Raw genomic sequence first — 14,318 nt, 5'->3', positions numbered from 1 at the left:
GTCTGTGCTTCGTCCCCCGCGGGAAGCCTCCGGTCGGGCGCGGGTGGAAAAGAGGGCCGCCGAGGGCTTCGAGTGGTGCCGCCGAGTCGCTAATGTCGAGCCCATGTCACAGCACAATCAGGAACAGCCCAACGACCCCGCCGGCTCCACCACCATGTTCCGCCGCTTCGTCGCGGAGAACAACGAGCCGGAGGAGGCGCCGCGTCGCCCCATCACTCCCTACGTTCTCGCCGCCGTCGGCGCCATCGTCGCCATCGGCATCATCGTCGTGGTGGTCATGACGTGGTCGTGACCGCCCCGACCCGCGGTCGCGGCTGAGCGTCGGCTCCCGTTCGCGGGGGCTCTCAGCCGCGACCGGGTCGGACGGTTCGCGAGTACTCCGAGGTCCTGCTAGAGTTAACGACGTCGAAAGGGCCGACGGCCTGGACGGCGAGCCGCTAGGCGGGCGCCATTAGCTCAATTGGCAGAGCAGCTGACTCTTAATCAGCGGGTTTGGGGTTCGAGTCCCTGATGGCGCACAGACAACGCCCCACGATCATCCGGTCGCGGGGCGTTTCTTGTTTCCACTGGTCGCCGGGGCGGCGCTCCTGTGACCCAGGCTGCACCCGTTCGTGTCTCGGCGCCCTCCGACATCGGGTAGAGTTTTACCTGTCGCCGGGACGTCGGATCGGACCGGAACGACGGGCGCCATTAGCTCAATTGGCAGAGCAGCTGACTCTTAATCAGCGGGTTTGGGGTTCGAGTCCCTGATGGCGCACGCGAAAAGCGTAGATCAGACGCGATAAGGACGGTACAGGCGTTGTTGTTCGCCTGTTTCGTCCTTTTTCTTGTGCCTCGTGCCTGGCTCTGGTACGTCCGGACGCATCAGCCTCCGCCGGATCGGGTTCCCATGCCCCGCACCGGTGAGTGCCGGCGACGGTCATGTCCGTGTCGGCGGCCCGCGTGACGGCCCTGTCGAGGCCGTCCGAGGACCACGGGGTGCCGCGGAAGATCCGCCCTGGTGTGAGGTCGAGCAGGGGTCTGCCCCCGCGTCCGTGCACGGTCTCGTGGTGGCCGGCCGATCGCCCCAGGGCAACGGAGTTCGCCGGGGCGTCCGGTTCCCGACACGTGCCACATGGGAGGAACCCACGCCGAGAGGTTCCCCGCGTCCGTTCGGCGGACACGGGACCGGACACGCGGGTCTTCGGATCTGCGCCGTGATCTTGCTCGGGGCGTCGTCTGCCGCCCGGCCGCGCCTGTCGGCGAGGTCGGCCGGGGGAGGGCGGTGCCGGACCGGCGTGCCCTTCCGGCCTCCGTTTCGGCGATGGTGTTCGCGGTGGCCGAGCGCGGCGCTAGCGCAGGAAGTCACCGGCCTGGGCGCCGAGCACGTGCAGCAGAGCCAGCGCCTCGGCGTCAGGGGAGCCCGGTTGCGCGCTGTAGAGCACGAGGTGCTGGTCGCGGTCGGTGAGGGCGAGCGAGTCGCAGTCGACGGTGATCTCCCCGACCACCGGGTGGCGGAACGTCTTCGTGAGCGTTTGCGCGGCCTGTACGTCGTGCCGCTGCCAGAGCCGGGCGAAGTCGGGGCTGGCGTCGCGGAGTTCGTCGACGAGGCCGGTCACCATGGGGTCCGTGGGATAACGGGCGAGGGCGGACCGGAGCTCCATGACGACGTGATGCCGGAACTCCGTGGCGTCGGAGAGCCCGCCCAGCGCCGCGGCGGCGCGCTCCGGCCCGAGGAACGCCCGGCGCGCGAGATTGCGCTCCGGTGGGGCCGGCGAAGCGAAGTCCCCCATGAGCGCGGCCGCGAGGTCGTTCCAGGCCAGCACCTCGAACACGGCGGACATCACGAAAGCGGCCGTCTGCTCCAGCCGTTCGAGCAGCGTGAGGATGCTCGGTCGGACGTCGCGCCGGTGCAGCCGGGTACGGATCGGCGCGGTGCCCGCGAGGACGTGGAGGTGGTCGGACTCGGCACCGGTGAGCCGCAACGCGCCGGCGATCCCGGCGAGGACCTCGCCCGAGGGGCGTGGCGCCCTGCCCTGCTCGAGCCGGACGTAGTACTCGGTGGAGATGTGCGCGAGGACCGCGACCTCCTCGCGGCGCAGCCCCGGTGTCCGACGGCGCGGTCCCGAGGGGAGGCCCACGTCCTCGGGCCGGAGCCGCTCGCGGCGGCTGCGGAGGAACGCCCCGAGCTCTTGTCTGTTCATACCCCGAGTCTGCACGCTGTCCGGCGGCGGATCCTGGTACTGCCTGTGCCTGCATCCGGTCGGGGGACCGGCCGGATGCTGTCGTCATGACGAACACCACCGACATCGCACCCATCGGCCTGCTCACCGGCAAGGTCGTGTTCATCACCGGCGCCAGCCGCGGCATCGGGGCCGCCGCGGCCCGGCTCTTCGCCTCCGAGGGCGCGGCCGTCGTGCTGGCCGCCCGCAGCACTGACGCCCTCGACCGCATCGTCGCCGAGATCCGTGCCGACGGAGGTGTCGCCGACGCCGTCACCATGGACCTCGCCGACCGCGGGAGTATCCGCGCCGCCGTCGGCCGCGTCGAAGAGCTGCACGGACGGCTCGACGGCGCCTTCAACAACGGCGCGGCGGTCCAGCGGCCCGGCCCGCTCGATTCCACGACCGACGAGGACATCGACGAGCAGTTCGCCGTGAACTTCCGCTCGCACTGGACCGCCATGACCGCCGAGGCCGCACTCATGCAGCGCAACGGCGGCGGGGCGATCGTCAACACCTCGAGCATCGGCAGCCGTCGCGCGAACCCCGCCCTGCCCGCCTATGGCGCTATGAAGCGCGCGCTCAACAGCATCACCGAGACCGCGGCCGTGACCTGGGGCGGTCGGGGCATCCGCGTCAACGGCATCACCCCCGGCGGCACCGCCACGGAGATGATGGAGGCGTGGGAGGCGGTCTCCCCGGGCATCATCGAGCGCAACAGGGCGGCGACCCCACTCGGCCGCATGGCCGAGCCCCGCGAGGTGGCCGAGGTGGCCGCGTGGCTGCTCAGCGACCGCGCCTCGATGGTCACCGGCGCGATCGTGCCGGTCGACGGCGGCGCCGGCGCCTGAACGGGGAACCCGGCAGGCCGTGGCGGTGCGCCGCGTCTCAACAAGGGCGCACCGCCCGGTCCCGGCGACATTCCCCGCACCCGGTGTCGCCCGATCCCTGACGCCTTTGGCGGTGGCGACCGTCCCGGTGCAGGATGAGGGGCGGCCTTCTCCGGGGCACTGATGATGAGCGCTGCCGGTGCCCCGCCGTGGAGACGGTGCGCGCTTCACCGGCCCATGACCAGGTGGACCTTCCGGTGTCGACGTCTCCGGCCGCGCGCCCGGCGTCCTCTGGCAGAGCTCCGCGGGGGCCTCCGGTTCCCGGCGCGTGCCAGGAAGGAGCGGTCCCTTCGCGGCCGTCCAGCGGACAGGGGACCGGCCGTCGGGAACCGGTGCGGGGCCGTCGTGGTGGTAGGCCTCCTGGGACGGAGCGGCGGCGGGGGCTCTTGACCGGCGGTTCCGGGTTCGAGCCCCTGGTGGTGCGCGGGCGAGACCCGTGTTCACGGGTCTTTCCCGTTTCCGTGGGCTCCGGGACCCGCGCAGTGGGGACGCGACACTTTTATCACGCTTTGTCATTGATCTACTGCGTCTCGTTATATTGAGAGGCGGGGTGGCCCGTCACGTCCGCGCGGCGGTCGCCACCGCGCGGGAGCACGGTCGGGGGAGACGGGGCCGTCGCCGCGCACCGCGAGAGCCCACGGGGGGACCAGAAGATGACCAGGTACCGCATCGAGTACAGCGACGGTGAGAACTCGACCATCCAGACGCTGGACGCCGACCAGATCGTGCGCGAGGACGGTCTGCTCACCTTCTTCAAGGGGGACGAGGCCGTCATGCGGCTTCAGGAGAGCCACGTGCACAACCTCGACGAGCTGCCGATCGAGGGCTGATCCGGACCGGGCACCGTCGAGGTGCCGCAGGAAGACGTGTCGCGGCCGGTCCCGAGCGGGTCGGCCGTCTCGTTCGACCCCGGAGGTGTTCGAAGATGACCGCAGCAGCGCCGTGCGTCCTCCCAGAGGCCCCACGCCCTCGCCGACGCGGCCGGGAGGTCCCGTCATGACCGACTCGGATCCGCAGTGGCCGGTCGGTCCGGGACACCCCCCTCCCGCGACGCCGACCGCAGGCGCCGACACGGGACTCGGGGGGCCACGCCCCCCGCAGATCCTCCAGGAGGACGGCAGCGTCGTGCTGGCCCGGGCCGGCGAGTGGGCGCCGATCGTGGAGGTCTACCTCGACTTCCAGTGCCCGGTCTGCCGCCGTTTCGAGGAGGTCAACGCCCGGACCCTGAAGGAGGTCGCCGAGGACGGCGTGGCCATCGTCCACTACCGTCCGGTGTCGGTCTTCGCGGGAGCCCCCGGGCCGGCCGGCGTCAACTCGCTGAGAGCCGCCGCCGCGGCACGCGCCGCGGCCGACCACGGCAGGTTCGTGGAGTACAAGGATCTGCTGTTCGCCAACCAGCCGCCCGAGGACGCCGAGGGGTTCGTCCCGTTGGACCTGCGGGCGTGGGGGGAGCAGGTCGGGATCTCCAACGCGGCCTTCGCCGAACGGGTCGACGCCGAGAACACCGTCGCCCAGCGTTGGGCGAACGCCCGGCGCGTCTCCGTGAGCGGACCCGAAACCGACGAGAGCTTCCTGACGGGCACCTATGTCGGTGAGGTGCTCGACGCCACGGCCGCCGTCGCGGAACGTTACTCGGGGGAGAACGCCTTCCAGGGGACGCCGGCGGTCTACGTCGACGGGCGCCTCCAGGGCGAGGAGATCTTCACCGCCCAGGGACTGTCCCAGGCCATCGCGGCGGCGGGGTGAGCCGTCCCCGCCCCTTGCCGGGGCGGGGACACCGGGACCGGTCAGCGCACCGTCGTGCGCGTCAGCGACAGCGACCTCGTCTCCTTGAACAGCAGCGCCGCCACCAGGACGCCGATGACCGCGGCGCCGACCAGATAGTAGGCCGGGGCGACAGCGCTGCCCGAGGCGATCACCGGCCAGGTCGCCACGGAGGGCGCGGTCCCGCCGAACAGGACGTAGGCCGTGGTGTAGCCCAGGGCCGAACCGCCGGCCCGCAGCTGCGCGGGGAACATCTCCACCATCGCCGGGACGTGGGACGTCCCGATCACCGCGACCAGCATGGCCAACGTTGACGTGCGGACCAGCGCGCCGGCCAGACCGGTGCCCATCAGGTGGAAGGCCGCAGCGGTCAGCACGACGAACCCGCCACAGGCCGCCAGCGGCATCGGCCGGCGCCCGAACCGGTCGCCGGCCCTCGCCGCGAACGGGCACAGCGCCGGGGAGGCGAGCATCGCCACCACGCTGGTCAGCCATGTAGGAGATCGTGTGACTGCTCATGGCGAACAGACGGCGGCCCTACGCGAGGCGACGCCGGATGTCGGGGTCGTGCGGCACTCCTCCGGCACCTCCGGCCTGGAGTCGGGGCCGGTGGTGCGGCGCTCGCTGGGGGTGCTGCTCCCGGTCGGCCACCCCCGCGCGGGGGAGAGGTGCGGATGAGGGACCTCAACGGAGCGCCCCTGGTGATCTTCCCCCGAGCCATGGCGCCGATGCTCTACGACCGGATCCTGTCCGACTGCCGTTCCGAGGGGTCTCGGCCCGGAGCCGTCCGGCACGCGCGCAACCCGCTCTTCGTCAACGGCCTGGTTCTGGCGGACAGGGGATCCACTTCAACGAACGTCCGCTGGGCGGTCTGCCGGAGGGACTGGTCTGGCTTCCCCTGGAGGGAGCGCCCCTGGCCTGGCGCACCTCGGTGGTGTGGGCGCCCCGGCGCCGCCCCGCGTCGGTCGACGCCTTCGCCGAGGCGGCCCTGGCCGGCCTGGCCGCCGCCGGGCACACCGGCGAGGAGGAGACGCGGCCCCATGGTGGGACCGGGGAGCGGCGCCGCGCCGATGGGCCGACGGGTCAGGGCAGGGGGCGGGCCGCGCCGGAGGCGCGGGAGAAGAACCGCGTCACCGGCGTTCCACCGGTGTCCGGAGAGTAGGGGCGCACCAGCAGGACGTTGGTCGGATACATCAGCGCCTGGCCCACCGCCGCCACGGCCACGGCGCCCGCCGCGGCGCGGCGCTGCCCGTGCAGCCGGTAGGTGCGCGGCCACATGCGCAGGTAGCGGCGCAGGTCGCCGGCGGGGCCGCTGAGCCGGCGGATCGAGGTGGCGGCGCGCAGACGCTCGGCGTAGTGGACGCGCAGGCCCAGTCGGTGCAGGTGGATGGCGAGGTCGAGGTCCTCGAAGATGTCGGGGCCGGGGCAGGTGTGGCCGCGCAGCTTCTCCCACCCGACCCGGCTCAACGCCATGTTCGACCCCCACAGCATCGGGTGTCCCGACAGGACCCGGTTGACCCGATGGCACAGTAACCGCTGGGCGGCCAGGCCGGTGCGCCGCAGGGGAGCGTCGTGGAACCAGGAGGGACCGGTGGCGGCGGCCACGGTCGGGTCGGCGAACACCTCGCGCAGCCGGGCCGCCCAGTCGGCCTCGACCACGGTGTCGGCGTCGATGCGGCCGAGGACGTCACCGTCGGCGCTGTCGAAACCGTGGTCGCGCGCGGGGATCAGACCCTGGCGGGGTTCGGAGAGGAGCCGGACCCCGCGATGCCGGTATCCCCGGACGATGTCGGCGGTGCGGTCGGTGGAGTTGTTGTCGACGACGAGGATCTCGTCGATCGGCTCGGTCTGGGCGAGCAGCGCGTCCAGGCACCGCCCGATCACGGCCTCTTCGTTGTAGGCCGGGACGATCACCGAAATCCTCACGCTCTGTCCTCACTGTCGGGTCCGGCCGTGATGCGCACCCCGCCCCGCGGGACGGGTGAGTGGGGACCCCGTTCGCGTGTCGCCGTGGTGCCGGGCTCACGGACGGTGGCCGCTGCGCGTCCGCCTTCCGGCATGAGCGAGGGGAGGTGGACAATTCTCGCCGGAATTGTAGCCAAAGGGCTCTCTTCCGAGGAGAGGGCCGTGTCTATTTCCAGGGCCGGTGCGCTCGGTGCGGGCATTCTCTTCCGGGATTCCTGATGAGGAAAGCAAAGAAATGTGGAAATCTGGTCTTTTCCGGATTGTGCCCTGGGTGATGGCGCGGGACGCGAAATCACGGTGTCGCCGGGGTGAAGCCTCGGTGCCGGAGTGGCACGTCGGTGGAGGGGCCGCGACAAGGCGCCCGCGGCGACCCCTCCACGTACTCCGACGTCTCGTGGTGGAACGTGGTTCCCCGCTTCATCGGGGCAGACGAGGGGGCGGGTCACACCCGCCGCTCGACCCCGCGCCTGCCGAACACGTCGGACGGTCCCCGCCGCGGAGGTCCGGCCGGCCGTGCCGCGACCCCGGTCCACTCCCGGGCGAGCAGGGCGCGGACCCTGCGACGCTCGCCTTCCGCATCGGGGTCCGTCGGCGAAGGGGCGCGGCGTTCGGCCAGTGCCAGCGTCCGATGGAGCAGGGGGGCCGACTCCGGCCGCGCGGCCGGGTCCTTCGCCATCGCCGTGACGACCAGCTCCTCCAGCCCCGCCGGCAGGCCCGCCAGATCGGGCTCCTCCGTCAGGACGCGGCGAGCCAGCTCCCGGGGATGGCCGTGGCCGAACGGGTCGTGCCGGGCCGCGGCGAAGGCCACGAGGGCGCCCCACAGGAACACGTCGGAACGGGCGGTGACCGCCTCGCCCCGGTACTGCTCGGGACTGATCCAGCCGGGCGTGCCGACCGCGTCACGGCCGGTCCGCGGGCCCGGTCCCGGCGGGTCGAGCAGGCCGGGCGGGTCGGGTATGCGCAGTTCCCGGGTCCTGCGGCGTAGCCGGCGCAATCGCAGCCAGCGGGTCGCGTCCTCCACTGGGGCGTGGGCGATGCCGAAGTCCAGCACCTTGGGGCCGCCCGGGGCGAGGATGACGTTGCCGGGTTTGAGGTCGCGGTGCACCACCCCGGCGTCGTGGATCGAGCGCAGGGCGTCGGCGACCCCGACGGCCAGCCCCAGCAGCATGCCCCCGCGTAGCGCGCCCCGGCGCTCGACGTGGTGGCGCAGGGTCGGACCGGGCGCGTACTCCGTCGCCAGCCAGGGGCGTGGGGCCTCCACGTCGGCCTGGACGAAGCGCGCGACACAGGGACTGTCCACGCGGGCCAGGGCGCGGGCCTCGCGCGCGAAGCGGGCGCGGAAGTCGGGGGACGCGGCATGGACGTCGTGGACCACCTTGACGGCGAGGTATCCGCTCAGTCCCTCGGTCCGGCCGGCGTAGACGGTCCCCATTCCACCGGTGCCGATGCGACCGATCAGCTCATAGGGGCCGACCGAGCGGGGGTCCTCCGGCAGGAGCCGCCCCAGCCGTCGGGGGCCGCGCGCGATCACGCGCCACCCGCCCGAGGGGCCGGACGGCGCGTGGTCTCCTGGTGGCGGGAGAGGGGAGGTGGCGCGTGCACGGTCACGTGGCGGTCCCGAGACGGTCGGTGCTGGGGCGGTTCGAGCCTAACGCGCCCGGCCCGCCGGGTTTCCGGGGAGGAGACCACCCGTGGAACAGATAATAAGTTTTGACTTATATAAGCAGAGAGTGAAATAGTGTGGGTGTGCATGCGTTCGATGTCCTGGGGGATCCGGTGCGCCGTCGGATCCTGGAACTGCTGGCCGAAGGGGAGCGCTCCTCCGGAGCCGTGACCGAGGCCATCAGCGCCGAGTTCGGGATCTCCCAACCCGCGGTGTCGCAGCACCTGCGCGTGCTACGGGAGAACGGGTTCGCCTCGGTGCGCGTCGCGGGGACCCGGCGGCTGTACGCCGTCGAGGCCGCGCCGCTGCGCGAGGTGGACGTGTGGCTGGACCGGTTCCGCGGCTTCTGGGAGCAACGTCTGGACGCGCTCGGCACCGAACTCGCCCGAGGAAGACGGAGACGGCGACTCGACGGTGATGCCGTCGAGCGACCGAAACACGAGGAGAACCAATGAGCGACATCGTGGACCGGATCAACGAGGTGCACCGCGAGGTCGGTGAGCGTGCCCTCCCCGAGGGACAGGCCAAGACCGTGATGCTGCGCCGGGTCTACGACGCGGAGGTCGAGGACGTGTGGGACGCCTGCACCGACCCCGAACGGATCGGGCGCTGGTTCGCGCCGGTCACCGGTGACTTCCGTCTCGGCGGGCGCTACCAGGTCGAGGGCAACGCGGGCGGCGAGATCCTGCGTTGCGAACCCCCGCGCCTGCTGAGGGTGAGCTGGCTGTTCGGGGAGAACCCCGGGTTCAGCGAGGTCGAGGTCCGTCTGACCCCGCAGGAGGACGAGCGGACCCTCTTCGAACTGGAGCACATCGGCGTGATCCCGCCGGAGATGTGGGACCGCTACGGCCCCGGCGCCACGGGCGTCGGCTGGGACCTGGGCCTGCTGGGGCTCTTCCTGCACCTGCGCGGGGAGACGATCGAGGACCCCGGCGAGTGGGAGCAGAGCGAGGAGGCGCGCGAGTACACGCGCCGCCTCAGTGACGCCTGGGGCGAGGCCTACGCGGCGGCCGGAACGCCGGCCGACGTGGTCGCCTCGGCGGTCCGCGCCACCACGGAGTTCTACGTGCCCGAGAGGTGATCCGGCGCTGCCCGGGGACCTCGCCGGCCGCGGCCGGCGAGGTCACGCCCCGGTCCAGGCCGTCCCCTCGCCGGACAGGCGCAGCACGGGCGGACCGTCCGGCGGGGGGATGATCTCGGCGTCGGCGACCACGACGAGTCCCACCCGCTCGGGGATGTGCACCGCGCCGGCACCGGGCGGGATGCGGCGGAAGCGGAACTCCGGCGCCGCCTCCGCCTCGGCGCGCATCGCCGCCACGTCCTCAGGTCCGGGCCGGCGGGCCACCGACGCGCTCGCGGTGCCGATCACCCCCGCCGAACCGGTTCCCCCGGTCACCGTCACCTCGGCGGGCGGGGTCCCGGTCAACAGCCACAGGGTCTCGCCCGGCGTGCACAGTCCGGCCAGCAGCCCGGCCGTCGTGTCCCCGGGGGCGGTCGGATGGACCTCGGCGCCCTCTCCCCGGGACACCCGCTCCACCGCCTCCAAATACCCGGTGGGCGCCTCCTCCAGGCCCAGCAGGGCCAGCGCCTCGCGCGGGCTCAACGGTTCGGGACGGCCGCGACGCAGCGGCCAACGCGGGAACACCGGTTGCGGCCAGACGTAGGGCAGGTGCTCGGGAACCTCCGGGAAGTGGGCGAGGTAATGGGCGGCGTCCTTGCGCAGCAGCGAGGAGCGGTGGGAGTCGTGCAACGGCTCCGCGCCGAGCCACGGGGGCATCAGGTCGCCCGCGCACAGCTCGGGTTCCTCGGGGACACGGCCACCGGTGAACTCCAGCAGCGCCGGCAGGACCGCGTCGGAGTAGCCCCGTTCGCGCCACTCCCGGCAGATCGCCACCCCGTATCCGACCAGCGCGGGGACGAACCCCCGCCACATCGCCACGGCGGGGTGGTGTTTCCACCCGTACTCCGGCCAGACCAGGGCGCGCAGGATCTGTAGCGTCTCCACCCGTTGTTTGCCCAGACGGCGATCGTCCAGGACCTGGGCGGAGGCCGCGAAACCGGCATGGGGCAGGAACGTCTGCATCGGACCTCGTCCGGATCGGAAACGGGGAGGCGGTGCCGCCGGTCGCCCGGCGGCATCCGGTCACCTCTTCAACGGGTCGTGTCCCCAGTTCATCAGCGAGTAGCGCCAGGGAGTGTTGTGCACGTCCCCTTTCGGGCGCTGCGCGAGGTGGCGGTGGACGTAACCGATGACCTTGCGCATGTGCCGGTAGTCGGCGTCGTTCAGGTCGTCGACCCTCGTCCGCTTGATCCGCACGATCTCGCGTCCCGAGTGGTGGCCGGTGGACTCCTCGTGGCCCTTGGTGTCACCGACCTCCTGTGACTCCTCCGACTTCAGCCAGTTCTCCAACTCCGCCACCGTCATGTTGACGGCCTCGTCGAACTCGTCACGAAGGCTCTTGTGGTCTTGCTCGGCCAACGTCGGCTCTCCCCTTCCCAGTGTGCTCACCCGCGCCGATGAGAGCCCCGCTCGGGACGCGTGCTCCCGCTCCGGCGCGGAGGGCCGGTGCGCGGCCTCACGGCCGTCTTCCTCGCTGCGCACCCGGTACCGCGGGCCCTCTTCCGAGACGTCCACCGTCCGCCTGACGGCCGTGGTTCTTCCCGCCCACCTCGCCGCCCGGCTGGAGCCCGTCATCGGACATGAGGCGTCCTTCCTCCCAGGGTGCTGATGGCCGGGCGCTACCCACCGTCACCGGGCGCTACCCCAGGAAGCGGTAAAACGGTGCCGGAAGAAGGGCGGACACGGACGAGTCGCGCAGGAAGGGATCCCATCGTCCGACGCGGACACCTGGGAGGACAGGGAAGGTCCGGGAAAACGGGATCAGATGGGCAGGGGGGCGCGCTCGGAAATGGTGGAAAGGTCCTCCGCGATCGCGAGGGGATCCACCGGAAGCGAGGGGCGCCGCGCGGCGTGCGCCGGTTTGTGCGGGCGGGGAACGGCCAACCTGCGGGCGGCTTCGGCGAGGGCCTGCTCGAATTCCTCGAAGGTGTTCCCCTCGACGAGGAGATCGAGTCGTGGGTGACTCGCCCAGAATGACCGAGTCCACTCGCCGTACCACAGGCACCAGCCGAGCGGACCGAAGTGCTGGCGGAGTCTGTCCAGTTCGGCGGGGCGTTCCGGCGTCGCGTGCCTGGAGCGCATGGCATCGTTTCCTTCCTCGGAGGGTGGCCTGGTGGCGGCCCCGCGGGGGAAAGTCGGAGATCGGGAGAATGCCTGTTCGCATAGGGGTCACTCCGCGCCGGTGGAATTCCGATTCGGGAGCACCGAGGGCGGTGATGTGTCCGGAATGGGAGCGCACGGGATGAATGCGCTGTAGGGGTGTCGCGGTGTGACGAAAAATTAGTAGCGAAGTTCGGGAGCGCGTGTCAAAGAAATGTGAAACACGGGAGTGTCGTGACGCCTAATGCGTCTTTTTTCGCTAGCGCTTCCAGGGGAGTTCCGGCAAGCGTATGGGAAGTCCGATATCGGCCGTTTCTTGGGGCTCGTCGCTTACGTTCCGTCGCGCCACAATGACGTATGCCCCAGCGAGAAGACTTCTCCCACCTCTACGAGCGGTGCTCCGAACTGTTCCAGGAGAGCGTCCGCCTCGCCGACCACATGCGTTTCGCCGAGGCCGCCGACGCCTCGGGGGAGGCGCTCGACCTCATCCAGCGGATGAGGCGCCTGGACCCCGCCCACCCGGATCTCCTCCCCCAGGAGATGGCCCTGTTGTACAACCGCGCCCGCTTCCTCGCGAGTGACGGCCAGGTCCACGAGGGCATGGAGTCGGCGGCCCGCGCCGTCCGCGGCTACCGCGACCTGGCGACCCTCGACCCCGACAGGTTCACCCCCCTCTACGCCGACGCCCTCAGCCGCCTCGGCCAGTACCAGCGGGACGCGGGATCGGTGCCCGACGCCATCGCCTCCAGCGCGCGGTCCGTCGAGATCTACCGGGGCCTGGTCGCGGACCAGCCCGACCGCTACGGCTCCGATTACGCCCGTATCCTCACCCAGCACGGCCGCCTCCTGGTCAACACCGGCCGGATTCCCCGCGCCCACGAGGCGCTGGCCGAGGCCGCCGGCTACTACCGGTCGGTGCTGCGCTCCCTGTCGGCGGCCCAGGCGCCCTATTGCGCGGTCGCCTTCACCAAGCTCGCGGTGATCCTGCACAACCAGCAGCGCTACGACGAGGCGCTGAGCTATGCCGAGGACGCGGTACGGGTGTGGCGCAGGCTGATCGAGATCTTCCCCGACAACCTCTCCTATCAGGAGGGGCTGACCGAGGCGCTGGTTTACCACGCCACGGCCCTGGCGGTCCACCGCCGCTACCGGCAGGCTCTCACCGAGGCCGAGGAGGCCATCTCCGCCTACGCCCGCCGCTCCCACCCCGACACCAGCGGTCGCCTCGCCGCCATCCTCAACCTCCGCGACCAGCTCTTACAGGTGGTGTGACGGAGGGGAGTCCCCGGATGTCCTGCCCGCGTCGATTTCACCCGCTTGGGGCCGGGGAAGGTCCACCACGGCGGCCACCGCCCCTGTCGGGCCGGCGCGCCCGCGGTCCCGCCCGGACAAGACCTGGGCGGCTCCAGGGCGAGCAGGCCCGTGTCCCGCCACGCCCACGGGGCCGGGAGGGGGACGAGAGAGGCACGGCCGGGTGCCTGGACACCCGATGTCAGCGGGAACGGGCCGTTGCGCCGAAGGTCAGAGGCCGCCGTGTTTGAGGGTGGTGAGGAAGGCCGACCACTCGGTGGCGGTGAAGACGAGGTGTCCACCGTCGGGGTGCTTGGAGTCGCGGACGGCGGTGGCGTCGTGGAGGTCGGCCACCTCCACGCAGTTGCCTCCGTTGCCGTTGCTGTAGCTGCTCTTACGCCAGGGAGCGGACAGGGCGAGCGGGTCCATCCCGCACCTCCTCGAAGAATTGTCAGCTCTCATCGATGATCCCATGGAGCATGCCGATCGTACGGTCGGTGCCCAACGCGGTGGCCCTGAGGTGGTTGAACACCACGTTGTAGCGTTCCACCTCCTCGGGTTCTTCGATGTAGAGGCTGCTCGTCTGCATTTCGAGGTAGACGATGTCGGTGTCTGTAGCGGCGGGGAAGCCCAGGATGGTGAAGGCTCCGTCCATGCCGGGATGCGCGCCGAGGTCATAGGGCAGGATCTGCACGGTCACCCGAGGCGGCTCGATCACTTCGATCAGATGCTCCAGTTGCCTGCGCATCACCTCCGGGCCTCCGACGAGGCGTCGTATGACGGCCTCGTTCAGGATGAACCAGAGTTGCGGACTGTCGGGGCGTTGCAGCAGTTCCTGTCGTTTCATGCGTACGGCCACTCGACGCTCGATCTCCTCATCGCTGTGGGAGCGCACCGCTCCGTGATGGATCGCCCGAGAGTAGTCGGCGGTCTGCAAGAGGCCGGGGACAAACTCCGATTCATAGGAGCAGATGCTCGACGCTTCGGACTCCAGGCCGACGAATCCTTGGAACCAGTCCGGTACCGCGTCACCGTGCACGTGCCACCAGCCGCGTTGCCGGGCTTCACGCGCGAGGGAGAGCAGCACGTCGCGTTGCTCCCCCTCGACCTCGTAGACATCGAGAAGCAGGCGGAGATCGGCCGGCCGGGGCAGCCGTTCGCCGAGCTCCCAGCGTGAGACCGTGCTGCCCACCCAGGCGTTGCCCGAGAGGGCCACCACCCGCTCGATGCTCAACCCGCGCTCCTCCCGTAGGCGGCGTAGTTCACCACGCAAGCGCCGACCTCGAACAGTGGTGTTCTTGGCGACCATCCTCTTCTCCCTATGT

The 14,318-nt window shown here is 71.2% G+C and carries 17 protein-coding genes and 2 tRNA genes; 10 read left to right on the top strand and 9 right to left on the bottom strand.

The window, feature by feature from the left end:
• Positions 1–103: 103 nt before the first annotated feature.
• The 3 genes from B5D66_RS14430 to B5D66_RS14420 all read left to right on the top strand — a co-directional run bounded on the left by B5D66_RS14430 (position 104) and on the right by B5D66_RS14420 (position 757).
• Complete coding sequence (locus B5D66_RS14430; RefSeq protein WP_078762247.1) at positions 104–292, top strand: hypothetical protein; 189 nt, start codon at positions 104–106, stop codon at positions 290–292.
• A gap of 153 nt (positions 293–445) precedes the next feature.
• A tRNA-Lys gene (locus tag B5D66_RS14425) sits at positions 446–518 on the top strand.
• 166 nt (positions 519–684) lie between these two features.
• Positions 685–757: transfer RNA gene (locus B5D66_RS14420), tRNA-Lys, on the top strand.
• A 574-nt stretch (positions 758–1,331) separates the two neighbouring features.
• Here B5D66_RS14420 and B5D66_RS14415 read toward each other — a convergent pair.
• Positions 1,332–2,183, bottom strand: coding sequence for a helix-turn-helix transcriptional regulator (locus B5D66_RS14415; RefSeq protein WP_078762246.1), 852 nt, complete (start codon positions 2,181–2,183; stop codon positions 1,332–1,334).
• Between the two features lie 86 nt (positions 2,184–2,269).
• Here B5D66_RS14415 and B5D66_RS14410 point away from each other — a divergent pair, with 86 nt between their 5' ends.
• The 3 genes from B5D66_RS14410 to B5D66_RS14405 all read left to right on the top strand — a co-directional run bounded on the left by B5D66_RS14410 (position 2,270) and on the right by B5D66_RS14405 (position 4,837).
• Complete coding sequence (locus B5D66_RS14410; protein ID WP_078762245.1) at positions 2,270–3,052, top strand: SDR family NAD(P)-dependent oxidoreductase; 783 nt, start codon at positions 2,270–2,272, stop codon at positions 3,050–3,052.
• A gap of 692 nt (positions 3,053–3,744) precedes the next feature.
• The gene (locus tag B5D66_RS25500; protein ID WP_159457272.1) at positions 3,745–3,921 is read left to right on the top strand and encodes a hypothetical protein; all 177 of its coding nucleotides are present in this window, start codon (positions 3,745–3,747) and stop codon (positions 3,919–3,921) included.
• A gap of 166 nt (positions 3,922–4,087) precedes the next feature.
• Positions 4,088–4,837, top strand: coding sequence for a DsbA family protein (locus B5D66_RS14405; RefSeq protein WP_078762244.1), 750 nt, complete (start codon positions 4,088–4,090; stop codon positions 4,835–4,837).
• A 41-nt stretch (positions 4,838–4,878) separates the two neighbouring features.
• On the opposite strand, the gene B5D66_RS14400 is transcribed toward B5D66_RS14405, so the two are convergent.
• The gene (locus B5D66_RS14400; RefSeq protein ID WP_200813650.1) at positions 4,879–5,328 is read right to left on the bottom strand and encodes an MFS transporter; all 450 of its coding nucleotides are present in this window, start codon (positions 5,326–5,328) and stop codon (positions 4,879–4,881) included.
• 34 nt (positions 5,329–5,362) lie between these two features.
• Between B5D66_RS14400 and B5D66_RS26130 the strand changes: the two genes are divergently transcribed.
• On the top strand, positions 5,363–5,533 hold the full coding sequence (locus B5D66_RS26130) for a type 2 periplasmic-binding domain-containing protein (protein ID WP_235001000.1): 171 nt from the start codon (positions 5,363–5,365) through the stop codon (positions 5,531–5,533).
• 405 nt (positions 5,534–5,938) lie between these two features.
• On the opposite strand, the gene B5D66_RS14395 is transcribed toward B5D66_RS26130, so the two are convergent.
• Positions 5,939–6,781 (bottom strand): glycosyltransferase family 2 protein, encoded by an 843-nt coding sequence (locus B5D66_RS14395; protein WP_078762242.1) that lies wholly within the window; start codon positions 6,779–6,781, stop codon positions 5,939–5,941.
• 481 nt (positions 6,782–7,262) lie between these two features.
• On the bottom strand, positions 7,263–8,351 hold the full coding sequence (locus B5D66_RS14390; RefSeq protein ID WP_078762241.1) for a serine/threonine-protein kinase: 1,089 nt from the start codon (positions 8,349–8,351) through the stop codon (positions 7,263–7,265).
• Positions 8,352–8,566: 215 nt separating this feature from the next.
• On the opposite strand from B5D66_RS14390, the gene B5D66_RS14385 reads away from it, so the two are divergent.
• Together B5D66_RS14385 and B5D66_RS14380 are read left to right on the top strand one after the other, a co-directional pair.
• Positions 8,567–8,938, top strand: coding sequence for an ArsR/SmtB family transcription factor (locus B5D66_RS14385; RefSeq protein ID WP_200813649.1), 372 nt, complete (start codon positions 8,567–8,569; stop codon positions 8,936–8,938).
• Positions 8,935–9,564 (top strand): SRPBCC family protein, encoded by a 630-nt coding sequence (locus B5D66_RS14380; protein ID WP_078762239.1) that lies wholly within the window; start codon positions 8,935–8,937, stop codon positions 9,562–9,564. The genes B5D66_RS14385 and B5D66_RS14380 overlap by 4 nt, the downstream gene beginning before the upstream one ends.
• Before the next feature lie 42 nt (positions 9,565–9,606).
• Here the strand turns inward: B5D66_RS14380 and B5D66_RS14375 are convergent, their stop codons facing one another.
• From B5D66_RS14375 to B5D66_RS14365, 3 genes are all read right to left on the bottom strand, one after another.
• Complete coding sequence (locus B5D66_RS14375; protein WP_078762238.1) at positions 9,607–10,566, bottom strand: MSMEG_6728 family protein; 960 nt, start codon at positions 10,564–10,566, stop codon at positions 9,607–9,609.
• A 60-nt stretch (positions 10,567–10,626) separates the two neighbouring features.
• A complete protein-coding gene (locus tag B5D66_RS25755) occupies positions 10,627–10,992 on the bottom strand; it encodes a DUF3140 domain-containing protein (RefSeq protein ID WP_235000999.1) in 366 nt (121 codons plus the stop codon).
• Positions 10,993–11,364: 372 nt separating this feature from the next.
• Positions 11,365–11,685, bottom strand: a complete 321-nt coding sequence (locus tag B5D66_RS14365; protein WP_078762236.1) for a hypothetical protein — start codon at positions 11,683–11,685, stop codon at positions 11,365–11,367.
• Positions 11,686–12,060: 375 nt separating this feature from the next.
• Between B5D66_RS14365 and B5D66_RS14360 the strand changes: the two genes are divergently transcribed.
• Entirely contained in the window at positions 12,061–12,975 is a 915-nt protein-coding gene (locus tag B5D66_RS14360; RefSeq protein WP_078762235.1) for a tetratricopeptide repeat protein, read from the top strand.
• 249 nt (positions 12,976–13,224) lie between these two features.
• Here the strand turns inward: B5D66_RS14360 and B5D66_RS14355 are convergent, their stop codons facing one another.
• Both B5D66_RS14355 and B5D66_RS14350 read right to left on the bottom strand, forming a co-directional pair.
• Positions 13,225–13,422, bottom strand: coding sequence for a DUF397 domain-containing protein (locus B5D66_RS14355; protein WP_078762234.1), 198 nt, complete (start codon positions 13,420–13,422; stop codon positions 13,225–13,227).
• Between the two features lie 22 nt (positions 13,423–13,444).
• A complete protein-coding gene (locus B5D66_RS14350) occupies positions 13,445–14,302 on the bottom strand; it encodes a DUF5753 domain-containing protein (protein ID WP_078762233.1) in 858 nt (285 codons plus the stop codon).
• Positions 14,303–14,318: the final 16 nt, after the last annotated feature.

This window comes from Marinactinospora thermotolerans DSM 45154, from assembly GCF_900167435.1.
GTDB lineage: Bacteria > Actinomycetota > Actinomycetes > Streptosporangiales > Streptosporangiaceae > Marinactinospora > Marinactinospora thermotolerans.
The sequence above is the reverse complement of the archived record's forward strand: the minus strand, read 5'-3'. Positions and strand labels throughout refer to the sequence as shown.

Excerpts from the sequence above, each read along its gene's own strand:
- B5D66_RS14400 (WP_200813650.1), bottom strand. The coding sequence starts at position 5,328 with ATGCTCGCCTCCCCGGCGCTGTGCCCGTTCGCGGCGAGGGCCGGCGAC.
- B5D66_RS14380 (WP_078762239.1), top strand. The coding sequence starts at position 8,935 with ATGAGCGACATCGTGGACCGGATCAACGAGGTGCACCGCGAGGTCGGT.
- B5D66_RS25500 (WP_159457272.1), top strand. The coding sequence starts at position 3,745 with ATGACCAGGTACCGCATCGAGTACAGCGACGGTGAGAACTCGACCATC.
- B5D66_RS14365 (WP_078762236.1), bottom strand. The coding sequence starts at position 11,685 with ATGCGCTCCAGGCACGCGACGCCGGAACGCCCCGCCGAACTGGACAGA.
- B5D66_RS14415 (WP_078762246.1), bottom strand. The coding sequence starts at position 2,183 with ATGAACAGACAAGAGCTCGGGGCGTTCCTCCGCAGCCGCCGCGAGCGG.
- B5D66_RS14360 (WP_078762235.1), top strand. The coding sequence starts at position 12,061 with ATGCCCCAGCGAGAAGACTTCTCCCACCTCTACGAGCGGTGCTCCGAA.
- B5D66_RS14405 (WP_078762244.1), top strand. The coding sequence starts at position 4,088 with ATGACCGACTCGGATCCGCAGTGGCCGGTCGGTCCGGGACACCCCCCT.
- B5D66_RS14430 (WP_078762247.1), top strand. The coding sequence starts at position 104 with ATGTCACAGCACAATCAGGAACAGCCCAACGACCCCGCCGGCTCCACC.
- B5D66_RS14355 (WP_078762234.1), bottom strand. The coding sequence starts at position 13,422 with ATGGACCCGCTCGCCCTGTCCGCTCCCTGGCGTAAGAGCAGCTACAGC.
- B5D66_RS14410 (WP_078762245.1), top strand. The coding sequence starts at position 2,270 with ATGACGAACACCACCGACATCGCACCCATCGGCCTGCTCACCGGCAAG.
- B5D66_RS14350 (WP_078762233.1), bottom strand. The coding sequence starts at position 14,302 with ATGGTCGCCAAGAACACCACTGTTCGAGGTCGGCGCTTGCGTGGTGAA.
- B5D66_RS14375 (WP_078762238.1), bottom strand. The coding sequence starts at position 10,566 with ATGCAGACGTTCCTGCCCCATGCCGGTTTCGCGGCCTCCGCCCAGGTC.